This is a genomic window from Methylophilus sp. 3sh_L, assembly GCF_046766015.1.
Classification (GTDB): Bacteria; Pseudomonadota; Gammaproteobacteria; order Burkholderiales; family Methylophilaceae; genus Methylophilus.
The window spans coordinates 1,069,626-1,083,661 of record NZ_JBKOUF010000001.1 but is presented as its reverse complement, the minus strand read 5'-3'; the positions used below and the strand labels follow the sequence as shown (position 1 = coordinate 1,083,661).

The 14,036-nt window shown below is 53.7% G+C and carries 20 protein-coding genes and 1 tRNA gene; 8 read left to right on the top strand and 13 right to left on the bottom strand.

Going from position 1 to position 14,036, the window contains the following annotated elements; all coding sequences use genetic code 11:
* The first annotated feature begins 18 nt into the window (after positions 1-18).
* From trpS to ACIDF8_RS05540, 8 genes are all read left to right on the top strand, one after another.
* Positions 19-1,038 carry a tryptophan--tRNA ligase gene (gene trpS / locus ACIDF8_RS05575; RefSeq protein WP_412009591.1) on the top strand — a complete coding sequence of 340 codons (1,020 nt, stop codon included), beginning with the start codon at positions 19-21 and terminating at the stop codon, positions 1,036-1,038.
* A 13-nt stretch (positions 1,039-1,051) separates the two neighbouring features.
* On the top strand, positions 1,052-1,549 hold the full coding sequence (locus tag ACIDF8_RS05570) for a GreA/GreB family elongation factor (RefSeq protein WP_412009590.1): 498 nt from the start codon (positions 1,052-1,054) through the stop codon (positions 1,547-1,549).
* Positions 1,550-1,558: 9 nt separating this feature from the next.
* Positions 1,559-2,161 (top strand): nitroreductase family protein, encoded by a 603-nt coding sequence (locus tag ACIDF8_RS05565; protein ID WP_412009589.1) that lies wholly within the window; start codon positions 1,559-1,561, stop codon positions 2,159-2,161.
* A 58-nt stretch (positions 2,162-2,219) separates the two neighbouring features.
* On the top strand, positions 2,220-3,815 hold the full coding sequence (locus ACIDF8_RS05560) for an ABC-F family ATPase (RefSeq protein WP_412009588.1): 1,596 nt from the start codon (positions 2,220-2,222) through the stop codon (positions 3,813-3,815).
* Between the two features lie 113 nt (positions 3,816-3,928).
* Positions 3,929-4,390: a Spy/CpxP family protein refolding chaperone gene (locus ACIDF8_RS05555; RefSeq protein WP_412009587.1), complete on the top strand. Its 462-nt coding sequence runs from the start codon at positions 3,929-3,931 to the stop codon at positions 4,388-4,390.
* 83 nt (positions 4,391-4,473) lie between these two features.
* Positions 4,474-5,241: a response regulator gene (locus ACIDF8_RS05550; RefSeq protein WP_412009586.1), complete on the top strand. Its 768-nt coding sequence runs from the start codon at positions 4,474-4,476 to the stop codon at positions 5,239-5,241.
* A gap of 71 nt (positions 5,242-5,312) precedes the next feature.
* Positions 5,313-6,674, top strand: coding sequence for an ATP-binding protein (locus ACIDF8_RS05545; protein WP_412009585.1), 1,362 nt, complete (start codon positions 5,313-5,315; stop codon positions 6,672-6,674).
* Between the two features lie 116 nt (positions 6,675-6,790).
* Positions 6,791-6,881 (top strand) — tRNA-Ser (locus tag ACIDF8_RS05540).
* A gap of 207 nt (positions 6,882-7,088) precedes the next feature.
* Here ACIDF8_RS05540 and ACIDF8_RS05535 read toward each other — a convergent pair.
* Genes ACIDF8_RS05535 through ACIDF8_RS05475 form a run of 13 tightly spaced genes read right to left on the bottom strand, consistent with a single transcriptional unit; the run spans position 7,089 to position 14,022 of the window.
* A complete protein-coding gene (locus tag ACIDF8_RS05535; RefSeq protein ID WP_412009584.1) occupies positions 7,089-7,319 on the bottom strand; it encodes an FmdB family zinc ribbon protein in 231 nt (76 codons plus the stop codon).
* Between the two features lie 10 nt (positions 7,320-7,329).
* Entirely contained in the window at positions 7,330-8,184 is an 855-nt protein-coding gene (locus ACIDF8_RS05530) for an SIR2 family protein (protein ID WP_412009583.1), read from the bottom strand.
* 17 nt (positions 8,185-8,201) lie between these two features.
* Positions 8,202-9,383 (bottom strand): DegT/DnrJ/EryC1/StrS family aminotransferase, encoded by a 1,182-nt coding sequence (locus tag ACIDF8_RS05525; protein WP_412009582.1) that lies wholly within the window; start codon positions 9,381-9,383, stop codon positions 8,202-8,204.
* A 1-nt stretch (position 9,384) separates the two neighbouring features.
* Complete coding sequence (locus ACIDF8_RS05520; protein ID WP_412009581.1) at positions 9,385-9,651, bottom strand: hypothetical protein; 267 nt, start codon at positions 9,649-9,651, stop codon at positions 9,385-9,387.
* A gap of 11 nt (positions 9,652-9,662) precedes the next feature.
* A complete protein-coding gene (nifT, locus tag ACIDF8_RS05515) occupies positions 9,663-9,869 on the bottom strand; it encodes a putative nitrogen fixation protein NifT (protein WP_412009580.1) in 207 nt (68 codons plus the stop codon).
* A 20-nt stretch (positions 9,870-9,889) separates the two neighbouring features.
* Positions 9,890-11,044 carry a cysteine desulfurase family protein gene (locus ACIDF8_RS05510; RefSeq protein WP_412009579.1) on the bottom strand — a complete coding sequence of 385 codons (1,155 nt, stop codon included), beginning with the start codon at positions 11,042-11,044 and terminating at the stop codon, positions 9,890-9,892.
* A complete protein-coding gene (locus ACIDF8_RS05505) occupies positions 11,041-11,376 on the bottom strand; it encodes a DUF3024 domain-containing protein (protein ID WP_412009578.1) in 336 nt (111 codons plus the stop codon). Before ACIDF8_RS05505 ends, ACIDF8_RS05510 begins: the two co-directional genes overlap by 4 nt.
* Before the next feature lie 15 nt (positions 11,377-11,391).
* Positions 11,392-11,676: a nitrogen fixation protein NifZ gene (locus tag ACIDF8_RS05500; protein ID WP_412009577.1), complete on the bottom strand. Its 285-nt coding sequence runs from the start codon at positions 11,674-11,676 to the stop codon at positions 11,392-11,394.
* A gap of 2 nt (positions 11,677-11,678) precedes the next feature.
* A complete protein-coding gene (locus tag ACIDF8_RS05495) occupies positions 11,679-12,020 on the bottom strand; it encodes a nitrogen fixation protein NifZ (RefSeq protein WP_412009576.1) in 342 nt (113 codons plus the stop codon).
* Entirely contained in the window at positions 11,992-12,858 is an 867-nt protein-coding gene (locus ACIDF8_RS05490) for a 4Fe4S-binding leucine-rich repeat protein (protein ID WP_412009575.1), read from the bottom strand. The genes ACIDF8_RS05495 and ACIDF8_RS05490 overlap by 29 nt, the downstream gene beginning before the upstream one ends.
* Positions 12,851-13,372, bottom strand: a complete 522-nt coding sequence (locus ACIDF8_RS05485; protein ID WP_412009574.1) for a hypothetical protein — start codon at positions 13,370-13,372, stop codon at positions 12,851-12,853. Before ACIDF8_RS05485 ends, ACIDF8_RS05490 begins: the two co-directional genes overlap by 8 nt.
* Positions 13,373-13,397: 25 nt before the next feature.
* The gene (locus tag ACIDF8_RS05480; RefSeq protein WP_412009573.1) at positions 13,398-13,790 is read right to left on the bottom strand and encodes a HesB/IscA family protein; all 393 of its coding nucleotides are present in this window, start codon (positions 13,788-13,790) and stop codon (positions 13,398-13,400) included.
* Between the two features lie 13 nt (positions 13,791-13,803).
* Positions 13,804-14,022 carry a 4Fe-4S binding protein gene (locus ACIDF8_RS05475; RefSeq protein ID WP_194747276.1) on the bottom strand — a complete coding sequence of 73 codons (219 nt, stop codon included), beginning with the start codon at positions 14,020-14,022 and terminating at the stop codon, positions 13,804-13,806.
* Positions 14,023-14,036 lie beyond the last annotated feature (14 nt).

Here is a 14,036-nt window from a genome sequence, read left to right as displayed (position 1 = left end):
GGATCAGAGAACAAAACAATGAGTACAAAATCCATTATCCTCACTGGCGATCGCCCAACCGGCCCGTTACATTTGGGGCATTTTGTCGGCAGTCTGCGTAACCGCGTCAAATACCAGCATGAATACAAGCAATATGTCATGCTCGCCGATGCACAGGCGCTGACAGATAATATGGATGATATCGATAAAGTGCATCGCAATGTGGTAGAAGTGGCACTGGATTACCTGGCCGTTGGCATAGACCCGAGACTGTCGACCATTTTTATCCAGTCACAAGTGCCTGAACTGACTGAGCTCGCGTTTTACTATCTGAACCTGGTCACCGTGGCCCGCTTGGAACGCAATCCGACGGTCAAAGAAGAGATCCGCCTGCGTGATTTTGAGCGTGATATTCCAGCCGGTTTTCTGACCTACCCGGTCAGCCAGGCAGCCGATATTACGGCCTTTAAAGCGACGCTGGTGCCAGTGGGCGAAGACCAGATCCCCATGATCGAACAAACCAATGAAATCGTGCGCCGTTTCAACCGCACCTATAAGAATATTCAAACCAAACAGGAAATCCTGGTCGAAACCAAGGCCTTGGTACCAGAACTTGGCCGTTTGCCAGGCATTGATGGCAAGGCCAAAATGAGTAAATCATTAGGCAATGTGATTAACCTGGGCGCAACTGCAGACGAAGTCACCAAGGCCGTGAAGCGCGTCTATACCGACCCCTTGCATTTGAAGATTGAAGATCCAGGCCATGTGGAAGGCAATATTGCCTTTACCTATCTGGATGCCTTTGACCCGGACAAAGCAGCCGTGGCTGAATTGAAAGCACATTACACGCGTGGCGGCCTGGCAGACAGTATTGTCAAAAAACGCCTGGAAGCCGTACTGCAGGAAATGCTGGAGCCCATTCGTACCCGCCGGGCTGAACTGGCCAATGACAAAGGCTACATTTTGCAGTTGCTGCGTGAAGGCACCGAACAAGCACGCGAAGTGGCGGCACAAACCATGAGCGAAGTGCGGGCAGCATTGGGCTTGAATTACTTTTAGTTCAGCCAACTTTATGAGCCGAGGATTTGTCAAAGAGGACGATCTGGAACTTGCGGGCACCGATTTACCGGAACGCCCGCTGAGTCCCCATGTGAATTACGTCACGCCTGTCGGTCTGCAACAATTGCAGCTGGCAGTGAAAACGCTGGAAGCCGAGCGCTTGCAATATACGGAGCGCAAGGAGGATCCCAACGCGCAACAGAAGTTAGCCGAGATAGACCGCGACCTGCGTTACTTTGCCGCACGGCTGGAAACTGCACAACTGGTGGAGCCTGGCCAGCAGCCACAACATACGGTACTGTTTGGCGCCACCGTGACCATAGAAGACGAATCGGGCGAACAGCAGGCCTACCAGATTGTCGGTGAGGACGAAGCAGACATTGCACAGCATAAAGTCAGCTATGTATCGCCCGTGGCCAAGGCACTGCTGGGCCGTAAAGTCGGAGACACGACAGTCTGGCAACGTCCGGCCGGCCCGCTGTCACTGGATATTTTAGACATTAAATATTGAACACTTACCATGAACGTTTTTGAAGCGATTGAACAACGCCGCTCTATCAAAGCCTACGATCCTGCACACCGCATGACCGAGGCAGAAATCCAGCAGCTGTTATCCCTGGCCATGCTCTCCCCGACCGCCTTTAATATTCAACACTGGCGCTTTGTCGTGGTGACTGACCCGGTGTTGCGTCACCAGATCCGTGCGGTGAGCTGGAACCAGGCACAAGTCACCGATGCCTCATTGCTGGTGATCCTCACGGCTGATTTAAAAGCCTGGGAAAAAGAGCCTGCCCGCTACTGGGTCAATGCGCCACAGCCAGTCAGTGATTACCTGGTCAAGGCCATTCACGGCTATTACACGGATCAACCTCTGGCACAACGCGATGAAGGCATGCGTTCTTGCGGCATGGCAGCCATGACCTTGATGCTGGCCGCCAAAGAAATGGGCTATGACACCTGCCCGATGGATGGTTTTGATTTTGACGCTGTGTCTAAATTAATCAATTTGCCTGAAGATCATGTCCCCGTGATGTTTGTCGTGGTAGGAAAAGCCCTCGAAGCAGCCAAGCCACGTGGCGGCCAATTGGCCATGGATGAAGTCGTCATTTATAACCGTTTTTAGCAATATTACGATGCCTGAAGCAGGCGCACCTTTTTAATTACTGATTGAGAGTTCTTGCATGTTAGTTGCGAACAATATCACCATGCAGTTTGGCTCCAAGCCACTGTTTGAAAATGTTTCCGTCAAATTTGGTGATGGCAACCGTTATGGTCTGATTGGCGCCAATGGCTGTGGTAAATCCACGTTTATGAAAATCTTGGCGGGTGTGCTGGAACCGACCAGCGGCAACGTCAGCCTGGACCCTAACGAACGCATGGCCTTTTTGAAGCAGGACCAATTTGCCTATGAAGACCAGCGCGTGCTGGACGTGGTGATGATGGGTCATGAACAAATGTGGAAAGCCATGCAAGAGCGTGACGCCATTTATGCCAACCTCGAAGCCACCGAAGACGACTATATGCGCGCCGCCGAATTGGAAGGCGTGTTTGCAGAGTACGACGGTTACACGGCCGAAGCACGTGCTGGCGAATTGCTGTTAGGCGTAGGCATTCCCCTGGAACAGCATAACGGGCCGATGAGCGCGGTGGCACCTGGCTGGAAGTTACGTGTGTTACTGGTGCAAGCCCTGTTTGCAAATCCGGACGTGTTATTGCTGGATGAACCCACCAACAACCTCGACATCAACACCATCCGCTGGCTGGAAGACGTGGTCAATAATCGTGACTGCACCATGGTCATTATTTCGCACGACCGTCACTTTTTGAACCAGGTATGTACCCATACCTGTGATATGGATTACGGCAAGATTACCTCATACCCAGGTAACTATGACGACTACATGGAAGCCAGCATTGCCGCGCGTAACCAACAAGCCAAAGACAATGCCAAAGCCAAGCAGCAAATTGCAGACTTGCAGGACTTTGTCCGTCGGTTCTCAGCCAATGCCTCTAAAGCCAAGCAAGCCACCAGTCGCGCCAAACAAATCGAGAAAATCAAAGTCGAAGAGTTTAAACCGTCTAGCCGTCAATATCCGTTTATCCGCTTTGAATTTGACGACAAAGAAAAGCTGCACCGCAATGCAGTCGAGCTCAAAAAACTGGGTCATGGCTTTGACAAGCCCTTGTTCAATAACGTGGAACTGATTTTTGAAGCAGGCGAAAAAGTTGCCATCATCGGTGAAAACGGCATTGGTAAAACGACATTCTTGCGTTGCCTGGCTGGGGATTTGCAGCCCAAGCATGGCGAGGTGAAATGGGCAGAAAAAGCCAAACTGGGCTATTTTGCGCAAGACCATGAATATGAGTTTGACGAAGGTGAAGACTTGTTTGAGTGGATGACCAAGCAACGCCAGCAAGGTGATGACGATAATACCGTGCGCAGCATGCTAGGCCGTTTGCTGTTCCCGACCGAAGCGACAAAAAAATCGGTCAAAGTGCTCTCTGGGGGCGAAAAAGGCCGCATGCTTTACGGCAAGCTGATGTTGGCCAAAACCAATGTCTTGCTGATGGACGAACCGACCAACCATATGGACATGGAGTCGATTGAAGCGCTGAATACGGCACTGGATAAATACAAAGGTACCTTGTTTTTTGTCAGCCATGACCGTGAGTTTGTCAGCTCAATTGCCACCCGTATTATCGAAATCAAGGCGAATGGCATTACCGACTTTACCGGCAACTACGAAGACTATTTAGCCAGCCAGGGTATTGCATAAACGCGGACGATACACTCCGATACATAGCACCTTTCAACTGACAAACACCCGATACATTCGGGTGTTTTAATATCATCATTGCAAATTCGCAATAGTGATTGAAAGGATCCATCATGAAACTGAAAAAACTGGCATTCGCAGGACTTCTGGTATTGGTGTGCGGCACCGCCTTTGCCGAACATGGCCATGGTTGCGGTAAAGGCAAATTTGATCCTGCCAACTGGCAAGCACAGCGCCTGGAGCACTTTGAACAGCATCAGGAAAAATTGCATACCATTTTGCAATTAAGCAGCACGCAAGAAAACGCCTGGAAAAACTATCAGGCACAAATCAAACCGCAAGAGAAGGAACATCCGGATTTTGCTGCCTTGAGCAAGCTGAATACCTTGCAGCGCCTGGACAAAATGGAAGCCTGGGATAAAGAGCGTGATGCCCGCCAGGCCGAACGCGCCAAAGCCATCCGTACTTTTTATGCGCAGCTGAATGATGCCCAGAAGAAAGCATTTGATGAAAATGCCTTTCCGCAACACCCGCATCACGACGGCGGGCATGCTGAAAAACCAGTGCGTGAATAATCTTGTGCGCATTTAGCCATAGACCGGCCACAACGGCCGGTTTTTGTGCTCCAATAATCCCATTGCAAGCCCGAGACTTTTTTATGACTGACGGTCATTCTGACATCCATGTACTTGTCGTTGATGACGACGATGCCATCCGAGACTTATTGTGCGATTTCTTGCAGGATAATCAACTCAGTACCCAGCAAGCCAGCAATCATGCGCAAATGTGGCAAGCCTTGCAGCAGCGTTTACCGGATGTCATTATCCTTGATATCAATATGCCGCAACGCAGTGGCATCGAGTTATGCCGTGAACTGCGCGAGTCCACGAAATACCATTTGCTGCCGATCATCATGTTGACCGCCAGGACCAGCTCCCTGGATACCATTATGGGGTTGGAAACGGGCGCCGATGATTATGTCGCCAAGCCGTTTGAGCCGCTGGAATTACTATCCCGTATCCGCAGCGTGGTCAGGCGTTCACGCATGATGTCAGAAAGTTCAGGCAAAGCCGATCACGAATGGCAAACGGAGCATGCAGTTTTACGTTTTATTGAGTTTAATGACTGGACGCTGGATATTCAAAACCGTACCTTGGTAGACAGCCAGCATACCCGGATTCCCCTCTCGAATGCCGAGTTCAAGTTTTTACGCTTCATGCTGGTCCATGCCAACCGGACCCTCAGCCGTGACCAGCTCATGGAAGAAATGCACGGCCGAGAAGCCGGCCCTTTTGACAGGTCAATAGATTTACAAATCAGTCGGTTAAGGCAAAAACTTGAAGTAGATACTAAAAATCCATCCATGATCAAAACGCTACGCAATGAGGGCTATTTACTCACTGCAGAAGTACGTTACGTTAAATAGTACGTTACGTTAACTAATGCGTGACATTCAATGACCGGACACACAACATGCTAAAAAAATGGCTAGGCACCATGTCAGTTCGTATTTTCCTGATCACGGTGATCGGCATTCTATTGACCGCCACCACGGTCAGGCTGCTGGGTCAGCGCGACTTTAAAGAGAACGAATCCCACATGCGTGACCAGTTTACCCTTGACCGCGTGGAAAGCATGGTACGTATTCTTGAAGCAACCGTGCCCGAAAAACGTGTCGAAATTCAAGACGTGTTTAAACGCATGGGCAGCCGGGTCACCATTGGTGCAAGACCACCCTCACCAACTCCGGCCATCCCGGCAGAACTGGCGCACTTAAACAATTTGCTGGTCCCTGAAGTCGCAGACAGCATTCAGCTGGTGCCTCTCAACCATTGTGCGCCGCGGCGAATGCGGATGCCGCCACCTCCCGGCATGGGCTTCGAGCCACCGCCCCGCCCACATGGGCAATGCCTGGCCATTTACACCCATCTTCAAGACCGCACACCGGTATTGATTGAAATGCACTATGGCAACCATAGGCCGCCAGCGCTGCCACCACACGAGCGCAATCCCTTAGCTGTTTTGCTAGCTTTTCTTGGCCTGCTCATGATTGTTTGGACCGTCGCCTTTGTCGCGACCAAGCCGCTACGCAAACTTGCCGATGCAGCCTTGCAGCTCGCTGATAATATCGAGCACCCGCCACTGCCAGAAAACAGGGGCTCTACAGAAGTCCGTCATGCGGCCAAAGCCTTCAATGAAATGCAGCGCAGTATCCTCAAGCATATTCAGGAGCGTGGCTTTATTCTGGGCGCCATCGCACATGATCTGCAAACGCCTTTAACCCGCTTGCGCTTGCGTCTCGAAAAAGTCAAAGATGCCGAACTCAAGCAGGGTCTCATCAAAGACCTGACCGCGACACAAGAAATGGTGAGGGAAGGCCTGGATTTTGCGCGACTTTGCGGCGAAAACATCCACAAAAACAAAGTGGACCTCACTGCCCTGGCCACAGCCGTCTGCGACGACTTTGAAGATGCCGGCCATGCCATCCAAACCGCATTCCCGGCGCAGGTGATTACCTTAATGGGCTCAGCCCATCTACTCACACGCTGCCTGACCAACCTGCTCAACAATTCGATTAGCTATGCAAAAACACCTGCACTGTCCATTCAGGTCATAGGGACACAAGTGATCTGTACTGTGTCAGACGATGGTCCCGGCATTCCTGAATCCGCCTTGACCACAGTACTGGAGCCTTTCCGTCGGCTTGAAGATTCCCGCTCCCGCCAAACCGGCGGCACCGGCCTGGGCCTCGCCATCGCCCGTATGATTGCTGAAAAACATGGCGGAAAACTCACTCTGAAAAACAAGACAGCGCCTGAAACCGGCCTGATCGTGCAGATCACGCTACCGCTAGACTAAACTAGCGCGCGACAGTCGCTTGTTGCATATTTTTGTTGAAGCGCAAGGCTACCACAGTGTAGACTAGCGCCCTTATCAGGCCTTGAACGCGCAATGATTGATTGCACAGGCCTCCCGGAGAAGTGGCAGAGCTGGTTGAATGTACCTGACTCGAAATCAGGCATACGTGAAAGCGTATCGGGGGTTCGAATCCCCCCTTCTCCGCCAGTCCCCCAATGTCAAAAACCTTGCTTAGCCACGCTAACGCGAGCGCGCTTTTATCTCAACACCCCTTCAGCTTTTGCAATCAGCGATCAAAAGCACAAGTATTTGCTCAGATTTTTAGCGTCATTTCAAACTGAAATGGCAACAAAAGCCATGACAACAAAAGGGGCCTTGATAAGGTTTAGGCAAGCATAGCAAGCCACTGCGGCATCAAAGCTTCTTTCTTTCCGATGCCGAATAATGACTGAAATGCCCTTCCTTGTTAGCTTGGCTACGGGCACTGGCGATGATGCCTGCGGTTTTGCCTGGGTCGGCGGGTTTGGATAGTTGTTTTTGCAGTGCACCGCCGCAATGCGGGCAGGCTGGCGCATTGGCATTGAGTTTAAGCAAGAGCTCCTGTGCTTGGCCACATTGGCTGCATTTAAAATCATACAAAGGCATGAGAAGCTCCTCAGGCAGCGACTAGCGGTTTTGCTAGCTCTGCTGTTTGCAGCCAGTGCACAAAATCTGCCAGTGGTAAGTCGATGCGGTTGATTTGCTGTTCGGCCAGAAATTTTTCTTCCATGCGCGTGAGTGGCCCGGAGATGACAGCCCAATGCTGCCCTGATGAGCGTTTCATAATCTGGCGGGCATACGTACGGGTGAGTTGGTGGTTGAAGCGGCAACCCATAAATAAAAAGTGTGCGCCACTACGCAGCTCTTGCACGCGCGATGGAATCGGTGTCTGGATATCAATTTCGGTCAGCACTTCGACATAGTCAGAATCAGAAATAATATAGTTTTGCGCAGGCTGGTTGCTGCCTAGCGGCTGATAGAGGATGGTCGTCCACGCATCCGCTTCACTGGCTTCAATATTCGTACCGTCCAGCTCTAGGTAATGCACCCACTGCCCCAGATGTTCCGACTGCGACACGCCCTGTATCATGCCCCAGTTGTGCTGCCCAGCCAGCGCCTGAGCCATGGCATTGCTATACCAGCTATCCACCACCAACAACGGTTTTTTTGGCAAGCTGGCTAAAAAACGGTGCAGCGCATTCGGGCTAGCACCAGGCGCATAAGCTTCAGTCATCAGGTTAACCAGGGATTTTCGATGCTTGAAGTTCTCAATAAACTGGGCAGCCGCGGTCAGGTTGGTGCGGATTTTGTGCGGCACACTTACCTTGCTGGTGAGCAAGGCGACAAGGGCCTCCGGTGTGGCTGGCACCTTGCAGCTCGCCGGTTCCAGCTCAAGAACAGCGGGCCCCAGATAGGGAATCACACTGCCTTCGGCCAGGCTTTGTCGTATGGTTTGCAATTGTGTGTGCATGTGTTCTTCCTTTACGCTTAGAGATAGATCGCCGCTCCGGCGCCGACATTAATCGAGGCATCCTTGGCGGTTTTAACAATAAAAGCAATCTGGTCTTCAGTGAGTCCGCTATGGAAAGGCAGTGCAATCGAACGGTCTGCTACTTTTTCAGTCACCAGCAGCTGCCCTTTACGCATGCCATATTGCTCAACATAGGCGCGTTGCAAGTGCAATGGGCGGCAATAGGCGGCCGCCTCTACCCGCTCAGTGGCCATATCCTCGACCATGGCATCACGGCTGCTGGCTGAAAAACGCGTGCCCAGATGCACGCAGTACAACATCCAGTGCACCTCATCCACCCCCGGGCCGATATAGGGCGGCTTGATGCCTTCAAAACTGGAAATCTGCGCCTGATACCAGGCTTCGACCTGTTTGCGCCTGGTCAGAATTTCCGGCAGGCGTTTGAGTTGCACCAACCCCAACGCAGCGGTGAGTTCGCTGATGCCTGCATCCAGCGGGGGCCGCAAACTGGCACTCAGTGAAGCCTGGTCTTCACTGCCATGCTGGCGGTAATGCCGTAGTTTGAGCGCAAGTGTGTCGTCATCAGTGACGATGATTGCTGCTTTGCCACAACACAAAGCCGAGGGCTGGCTAAAATCAAAGATCGCTACATCGCCAAAGCACCCGGTGAGCTGGCCCTGATAACGCGAACCAATAGACTCGCTGGCATCTTCTATCAGCAGCCACTGTTGTGCGTGTGCGAGCGTGCGCAAAGCCTGCCAATCTGCCGGGTGGCCGTTGGTATTGTTGACCAGTAAGGCCTTGACCTTAGCATGTGGCTCACGCTGCAAGGCAGTTTCTATTTTGTCTGCTGCCAGGGTTTGTGACCAGTAATCGATTTCACTCAGCAAGGGCCGGGCACCACTCCAGTGGATGGCATGCGCCAAATGGCGCCAGCTATAAGAAGATGCCATCACCGTGTCACCACTGCCGATGCCGGCGGCCCGTAACACCAGCAGGCAAGCAATGGTGCTACTGCTGACAGCAATCGCATGTTTACGCCCCAGCCAGCCAGCAAACGCCTGCTCAAACGCCTGGGTCAGCGGCCCGCTGCTCTGCGCCTCTCGCCACAGCACCAGTTGCAGCGCAGCCAGCTCTGAATCGCCATAATCTGCGCTGCTTAAAGCGATGGCACTGCCAGTATTTGCAGTGTCTGCCATGTCAGGCGTCCCGTTGGGTGAGCACAATGCCGGTGGCATGCTCAAGTTGCTGTGTCAGCTTGACGCAATGCTCGCGGGTATCAAGCAGGTACAAGTTGTAATCGTTTAAGCGGCGGAACGGCAGTTCATCCATATCGCGCTCGCTCATACGCAAAAAGCTGATCTCAGGAAAACATTCACGCAGCATGCTGAGCGGGTTGCTGGTCACAGCACGCATATCGCCCAGCGCCTGCGCAATTTCATTCAAGGTTTGTTCGGCAATACACATGCTGTACTCCTTTATTCACCAATGCGTTTGGCTTCCACGGTAATCGGCAGCCGGGTGTCCGCGGCCATCTCGGGCAGGCTTAATTGCCAGCCGTTAGCCAGCTTGATCATGCCCCCCCATAACTCTGGTTTTTCCTGTTCAACAATCGGCTCTTCCAAATCTTTTTTTGGCACATAGAGCGACAGGCCCTGTTCCGTACGGCGTATCATGACTTTCATAAACTCCCTTTCAAATGCGGTTAAGCAGCAGCTTGCAACTGCAGCTGTCTGACCGTGCTGACCAGCGCCTCCAGCAAGGCGTGCACCTCTGCGGTCGTACTATGGATCCCCAGCGAAAAACGCAGTGAGCAAAGCGCCTGTGCAGGCGTGAGCCCCATGGCCTGCAACACATGCGAAGGCTGCTGCCCCCCTGCACTGCAGGCACTGCCCCGCGATGCCAGCACGCCATGCTTTTCCAGCCGTAGCAGCAAGGCCTCACCATTTAAATCCCCGGCCAGCCCGGCAAAACACAGGCTACTGGTATTGGCCACGCGGGCACCGCCCCCATTCACCGCGACCCCAGGCAAGGCATGCAATACCGCCTGCTCCAACTGATCACGCAAACTCGCCATCTGTATGGCGTGGTGCCCTTGGGCGTCGCGTAAATAATCACAAGCGCTTGCCAGCCCGACAATGCCAGGCAAGTTTTCTGTGCCACCCCGGCGGTGACGCTCCTGGTTGCCCCACAACATCGGTTGCAAGTTGAAGCTTTTTTTCACATACAGCACGCCACAGCCTTTGGCGGCATACAGTTTGTGGGCAGAAAACCCCAGTAAGTCACAACCAAGTTCCGCCATGTCTAACGGCAGTTTGCCTGCACTTTGCGCTGCATCCACATGCATCAGTGCCCCATGGCGATGGGCGATTGCGGCCACTTCAGCCACCGGAAAAATCACCCCGGTTTCATGGTTGGCATGCATCAGGCTGACCAATGCAGTCTGTGGCCCCACCGCCGCCAGCAAGTCAGGCATGGACAATTGCCCTTGGCTATCCACACCGATTTCAATCACCTCAAAGCCTTGTTTTGCCAACTGGGCCAGCAGCAAACGGGTCGAGGTATGCTCTACCGCACTGGTGACAATCTGCCGCCGCTCGGGCAGGGCTGCCAGTGCCGCCTGGATCGCTAAATGGTTAGACTCGGTGGCGCCACTGGTAAACACCACTTCGGCCGGGCTCGCCTGCAAAAAAGCCGCCACACTGGCACGCGCATTCACCAGCGCCTCTCGTGCCTGCCTCCCCAGCGGATGACTGCTGGAAGGATTGCCAAAGTAGGTGCTTAGCCACGGCAACATCGCCTCCACCACCTGTGGCAAAGGCTGCGTGGTCGCGTTGTGGTCTGCATATACCCATTTCATCGCCAGAACTCCCGGTTCACATCTGCAATCAGCACATCCAGCAAGCTAGACAAACTGTGAAATTCCGCATGCGCACACCAGCACTGCCTGGCATCATCCTTACGGTACAAACGCCAGAAATCCCCGGACTGGTATTCAATGCGCGCAATATCAATCTCGCCACCCTGTGGATCTACCGTACGCGAGCAGCATGGGCTGCGCACCAGGTAGCCCTCGCAACAGGGCGTCACCTTGGCTGCCACATATTTGTAGCGGCTACGTGTCTCCAGCAGTTTTTCAATACGCAAGCGGTCCAGCTCGTTGGGATGTGGGCAGAGGCTACTCACCAACATAGGTGATCGCTGCCCTCAAACCGGGGCCAGCTCCTCTTCGAGCACCCCGACCACTTTGCCATCAGCAAACTCCACCAGATACACGGGCTGGCCACTCTCCTCTATCACACCAACATTGACCACCTCCCCGCGCGTACCTGCCGCGGCCAGCAAAGCCGTCTCGGCAAGGTCGGGATAGCTGCCATCATTAAGCAGGTCAACCAGAGTCATCACCGGTTGCCCCCACTGAAAACGGGCCATGCGCGGCTCTTTGAGATTAAACCCGGCCAAACCGCCACTTGTGTTTTCTGCTTCCGCCATGCTTATGCCTCCTCTGCCTGCGCTGTGGTGATCCCGGTTTGCTCACTCGCCAGGTCGCCTTCGTCCTCAGGTTCATCTGCTTCCAGTTCTTTGCCCCGCATGCCCACGCGGTAACCCAACTCGTAAAAGTCCACACCGTAGATATAAAACTGCTGCAAAAACGTGCCTATACTGGTGACATAGCCAACATCGCCTTTTTTCACCAGAATCTCCCCGACCTCTTTGCCAGGGAAAGTGCCATCGTTGCGCACATATTTTTTTGAGCGCACCTTTTGCCCATAGTCAAACCGGGGCGGATTCACCAGTTCGACCACATCACTGTCGCGTACGATATTGGTCGCCATGGACACTCTCCTTAGGTTCATTCGGGTGGGACGGGACAGGGGCTTGCAGATGCGGATGTAACCTGGCGACAGCTGCCATCGCCACCGCTTCGTCGCGATCGCGGCTCATGTCTGCCAAAAACTCGGGCGCAATGCGCAACACCACTTCAAAACGGATGCGCCAGTCAGCATCCCGGCGGAATGCGGGCAACATCGTGACCGGCAAGCGGCGAATAGCCGTCAAACGGACTTCCTGCGCGCTATCGTTTGCCAGTAAAGGCAGCCAGTCCATGCCGATGCGTTCAGCCACTTCGCGGCGTACCGAGGCATCGGCATCGTGCATCAGGTAAAACAACTGGGTGGGGGCAATGCGGCGCGCCACAATCACGCGCACGTAATAATCGCTGTCATATAACAGGCTACCCAGCTCGGCTTCTGGCAAACGCAACGCCACCCGGATGCGGACTTCACGGTCGGGGTCATAGATGAGCTTATGCAATAAATGTGACGGCAAACGCAAGGCAACACTGGCCCGTACGGTTTCATCACTATCACTGACCAGGCGGTTCAAATGAAACACATCCAGAAACTTGGCCGCGACTGCGCGCACTTCAAAATAGGGATGGTCGATATAGCGTGCCGCTAACGCCGGATGCTGGCTAAAAAAGCGGTCTATACGCTTGGCATAGCGGTCATGCACACAACTGCGCATCCGCTGGCATAGCCCCTGCGCATTTAAGTCTGCATGCTCACACGCAGCACATGACAAGGCATTGCCCAGCCAGTCAACCGCAGGCAAGTCACTGTCGGTCCAGTGGCTTTCTGCCTGCAAGTGGTCCATAGGGCCGGGCTCAATCATCCTCGGCCTCCCGGTCTGCCCGGTCCAGCACGTCTAATAACAACTGACCACCCACCTTGTTGGCTGGGTCCAGCTGCATCAGTTTTTCCGCGGCTTCGCGCCCCGCCTGCAAGCGTTGTAGCCGCATCAGCAAATAGGCATAAGCCTTGAGACAAAACAGGTAAAAGCGGTGAGCGGGTTCATCGCTTTCAAACTGGCCATGTTGCGGGCTGACCAGCCGCCAACTCAACGGAAACCCCAGCTCTAACGCCGTCATCGCCATGCATTGCTCGGCGATGCGCAAAGCTTCAGGCCAGCGGGCCTGATAGAAATAAAAGCGATATTCGGCGACCTTGATGGCAGGATTATGAGGCGCCATCATGCGTGCCATCAGCAGGTGCGTTTCTGCCCGGCTGCTATCAGCATAGTGAATGCTGGCCAAACGCAGTTGCTCGGCAGCAGAGGCTGGCAAGGCGCGGTAGCGCTCAGCAAACCAGCTGTTTTCCAGCACCTCTGGTTTAAAATCGGCATCCATCAGCACGCCCTACCCCGGCCTTTACTCAGGCTTTACGCATAATGCTGGCGACGCTGACGGTAGCCGGACCGCCATGACTGGCGTGATCACCATGACCACCGCCACTGCTGCCACAGCCGCAGCTGCCGCTGTTAGGCGTCAAAAAGGTCAGGCCGGACTCCATCGGGCTATCCATAAAGTCCACCACCGCGCCATCCAGTAACATGCGCGACTCAGCCGGTAAAAACAGGCGCAGCCCGCTGGCCTCAACAATGGCATCCCCGGCAAATGGTGCGGCCTCCACGCTAAACTCCGAGCTCAGGCCAGAGCAGCCACCAGGGCTGACCACCAGCCGGAAACCGTGCTGGTCGGTGCCGCCATTAAAACGAATCATGCGGCTGATAAACTTTTCTGCCTTGGGGGTGATCGTCAGTTCCATGTCGGTTCTCCGTTTATGCCTGATAACGCGGATAGGCGTTATCAATAATGCAGGTGTTATCTACCGGGCACGCCGCCACACACTGCGCCTCGTCAAAATGGCCGATACACTCGGTACATTTTTCCGGCTTGATCATGAACACGCCATTTTTTTCATAAATGGCCTGGTTAGGGCACTCCGGCTCGCAGGCTGAACAGCCTGTGCATTGGGAAGTTACAATTTTGTATGCCATGTGAGGTCTCCTTT

Excerpts from the sequence above, each read along its gene's own strand:
- ACIDF8_RS05490 (WP_412009575.1), bottom strand. The coding sequence starts at position 12,858 with ATGATTGAGCCCGGCCCTATGGACCACTTGCAGGCAGAAAGCCACTGG.
- ACIDF8_RS05545 (WP_412009585.1), top strand. The coding sequence starts at position 5,313 with ATGTCAGTTCGTATTTTCCTGATCACGGTGATCGGCATTCTATTGACC.
- ACIDF8_RS05485 (WP_412009574.1), bottom strand. The coding sequence starts at position 13,372 with ATGGATGCCGATTTTAAACCAGAGGTGCTGGAAAACAGCTGGTTTGCT.
- ACIDF8_RS05570 (WP_412009590.1), top strand. The coding sequence starts at position 1,052 with ATGAGCCGAGGATTTGTCAAAGAGGACGATCTGGAACTTGCGGGCACC.
- ACIDF8_RS05530 (WP_412009583.1), bottom strand. The coding sequence starts at position 8,184 with ATGCACACACAATTGCAAACCATACGACAAAGCCTGGCCGAAGGCAGT.
- ACIDF8_RS05495 (WP_412009576.1), bottom strand. The coding sequence starts at position 12,020 with ATGGCGACCAATATCGTACGCGACAGTGATGTGGTCGAACTGGTGAAT.
- ACIDF8_RS05565 (WP_412009589.1), top strand. The coding sequence starts at position 1,559 with ATGAACGTTTTTGAAGCGATTGAACAACGCCGCTCTATCAAAGCCTAC.
- ACIDF8_RS05525 (WP_412009582.1), bottom strand. The coding sequence starts at position 9,383 with ATGGCAGACACTGCAAATACTGGCAGTGCCATCGCTTTAAGCAGCGCA.
- ACIDF8_RS05560 (WP_412009588.1), top strand. The coding sequence starts at position 2,220 with ATGTTAGTTGCGAACAATATCACCATGCAGTTTGGCTCCAAGCCACTG.
- ACIDF8_RS05480 (WP_412009573.1), bottom strand. The coding sequence starts at position 13,790 with ATGGAACTGACGATCACCCCCAAGGCAGAAAAGTTTATCAGCCGCATG.
- ACIDF8_RS05510 (WP_412009579.1), bottom strand. The coding sequence starts at position 11,044 with ATGAAATGGGTATATGCAGACCACAACGCGACCACGCAGCCTTTGCCA.
- ACIDF8_RS05500 (WP_412009577.1), bottom strand. The coding sequence starts at position 11,676 with ATGGCGGAAGCAGAAAACACAAGTGGCGGTTTGGCCGGGTTTAATCTC.
- ACIDF8_RS05475 (WP_194747276.1), bottom strand. The coding sequence starts at position 14,022 with ATGGCATACAAAATTGTAACTTCCCAATGCACAGGCTGTTCAGCCTGC.
- nifT (WP_412009580.1), bottom strand. The coding sequence starts at position 9,869 with ATGAAAGTCATGATACGCCGTACGGAACAGGGCCTGTCGCTCTATGTG.
- ACIDF8_RS05505 (WP_412009578.1), bottom strand. The coding sequence starts at position 11,376 with ATGTTGGTGAGTAGCCTCTGCCCACATCCCAACGAGCTGGACCGCTTG.
- trpS (WP_412009591.1), top strand. The coding sequence starts at position 19 with ATGAGTACAAAATCCATTATCCTCACTGGCGATCGCCCAACCGGCCCG.
- ACIDF8_RS05520 (WP_412009581.1), bottom strand. The coding sequence starts at position 9,651 with ATGTGTATTGCCGAACAAACCTTGAATGAAATTGCGCAGGCGCTGGGC.
- ACIDF8_RS05535 (WP_412009584.1), bottom strand. The coding sequence starts at position 7,319 with ATGCCTTTGTATGATTTTAAATGCAGCCAATGTGGCCAAGCACAGGAG.
- ACIDF8_RS05555 (WP_412009587.1), top strand. The coding sequence starts at position 3,929 with ATGAAACTGAAAAAACTGGCATTCGCAGGACTTCTGGTATTGGTGTGC.
- ACIDF8_RS05550 (WP_412009586.1), top strand. The coding sequence starts at position 4,474 with ATGACTGACGGTCATTCTGACATCCATGTACTTGTCGTTGATGACGAC.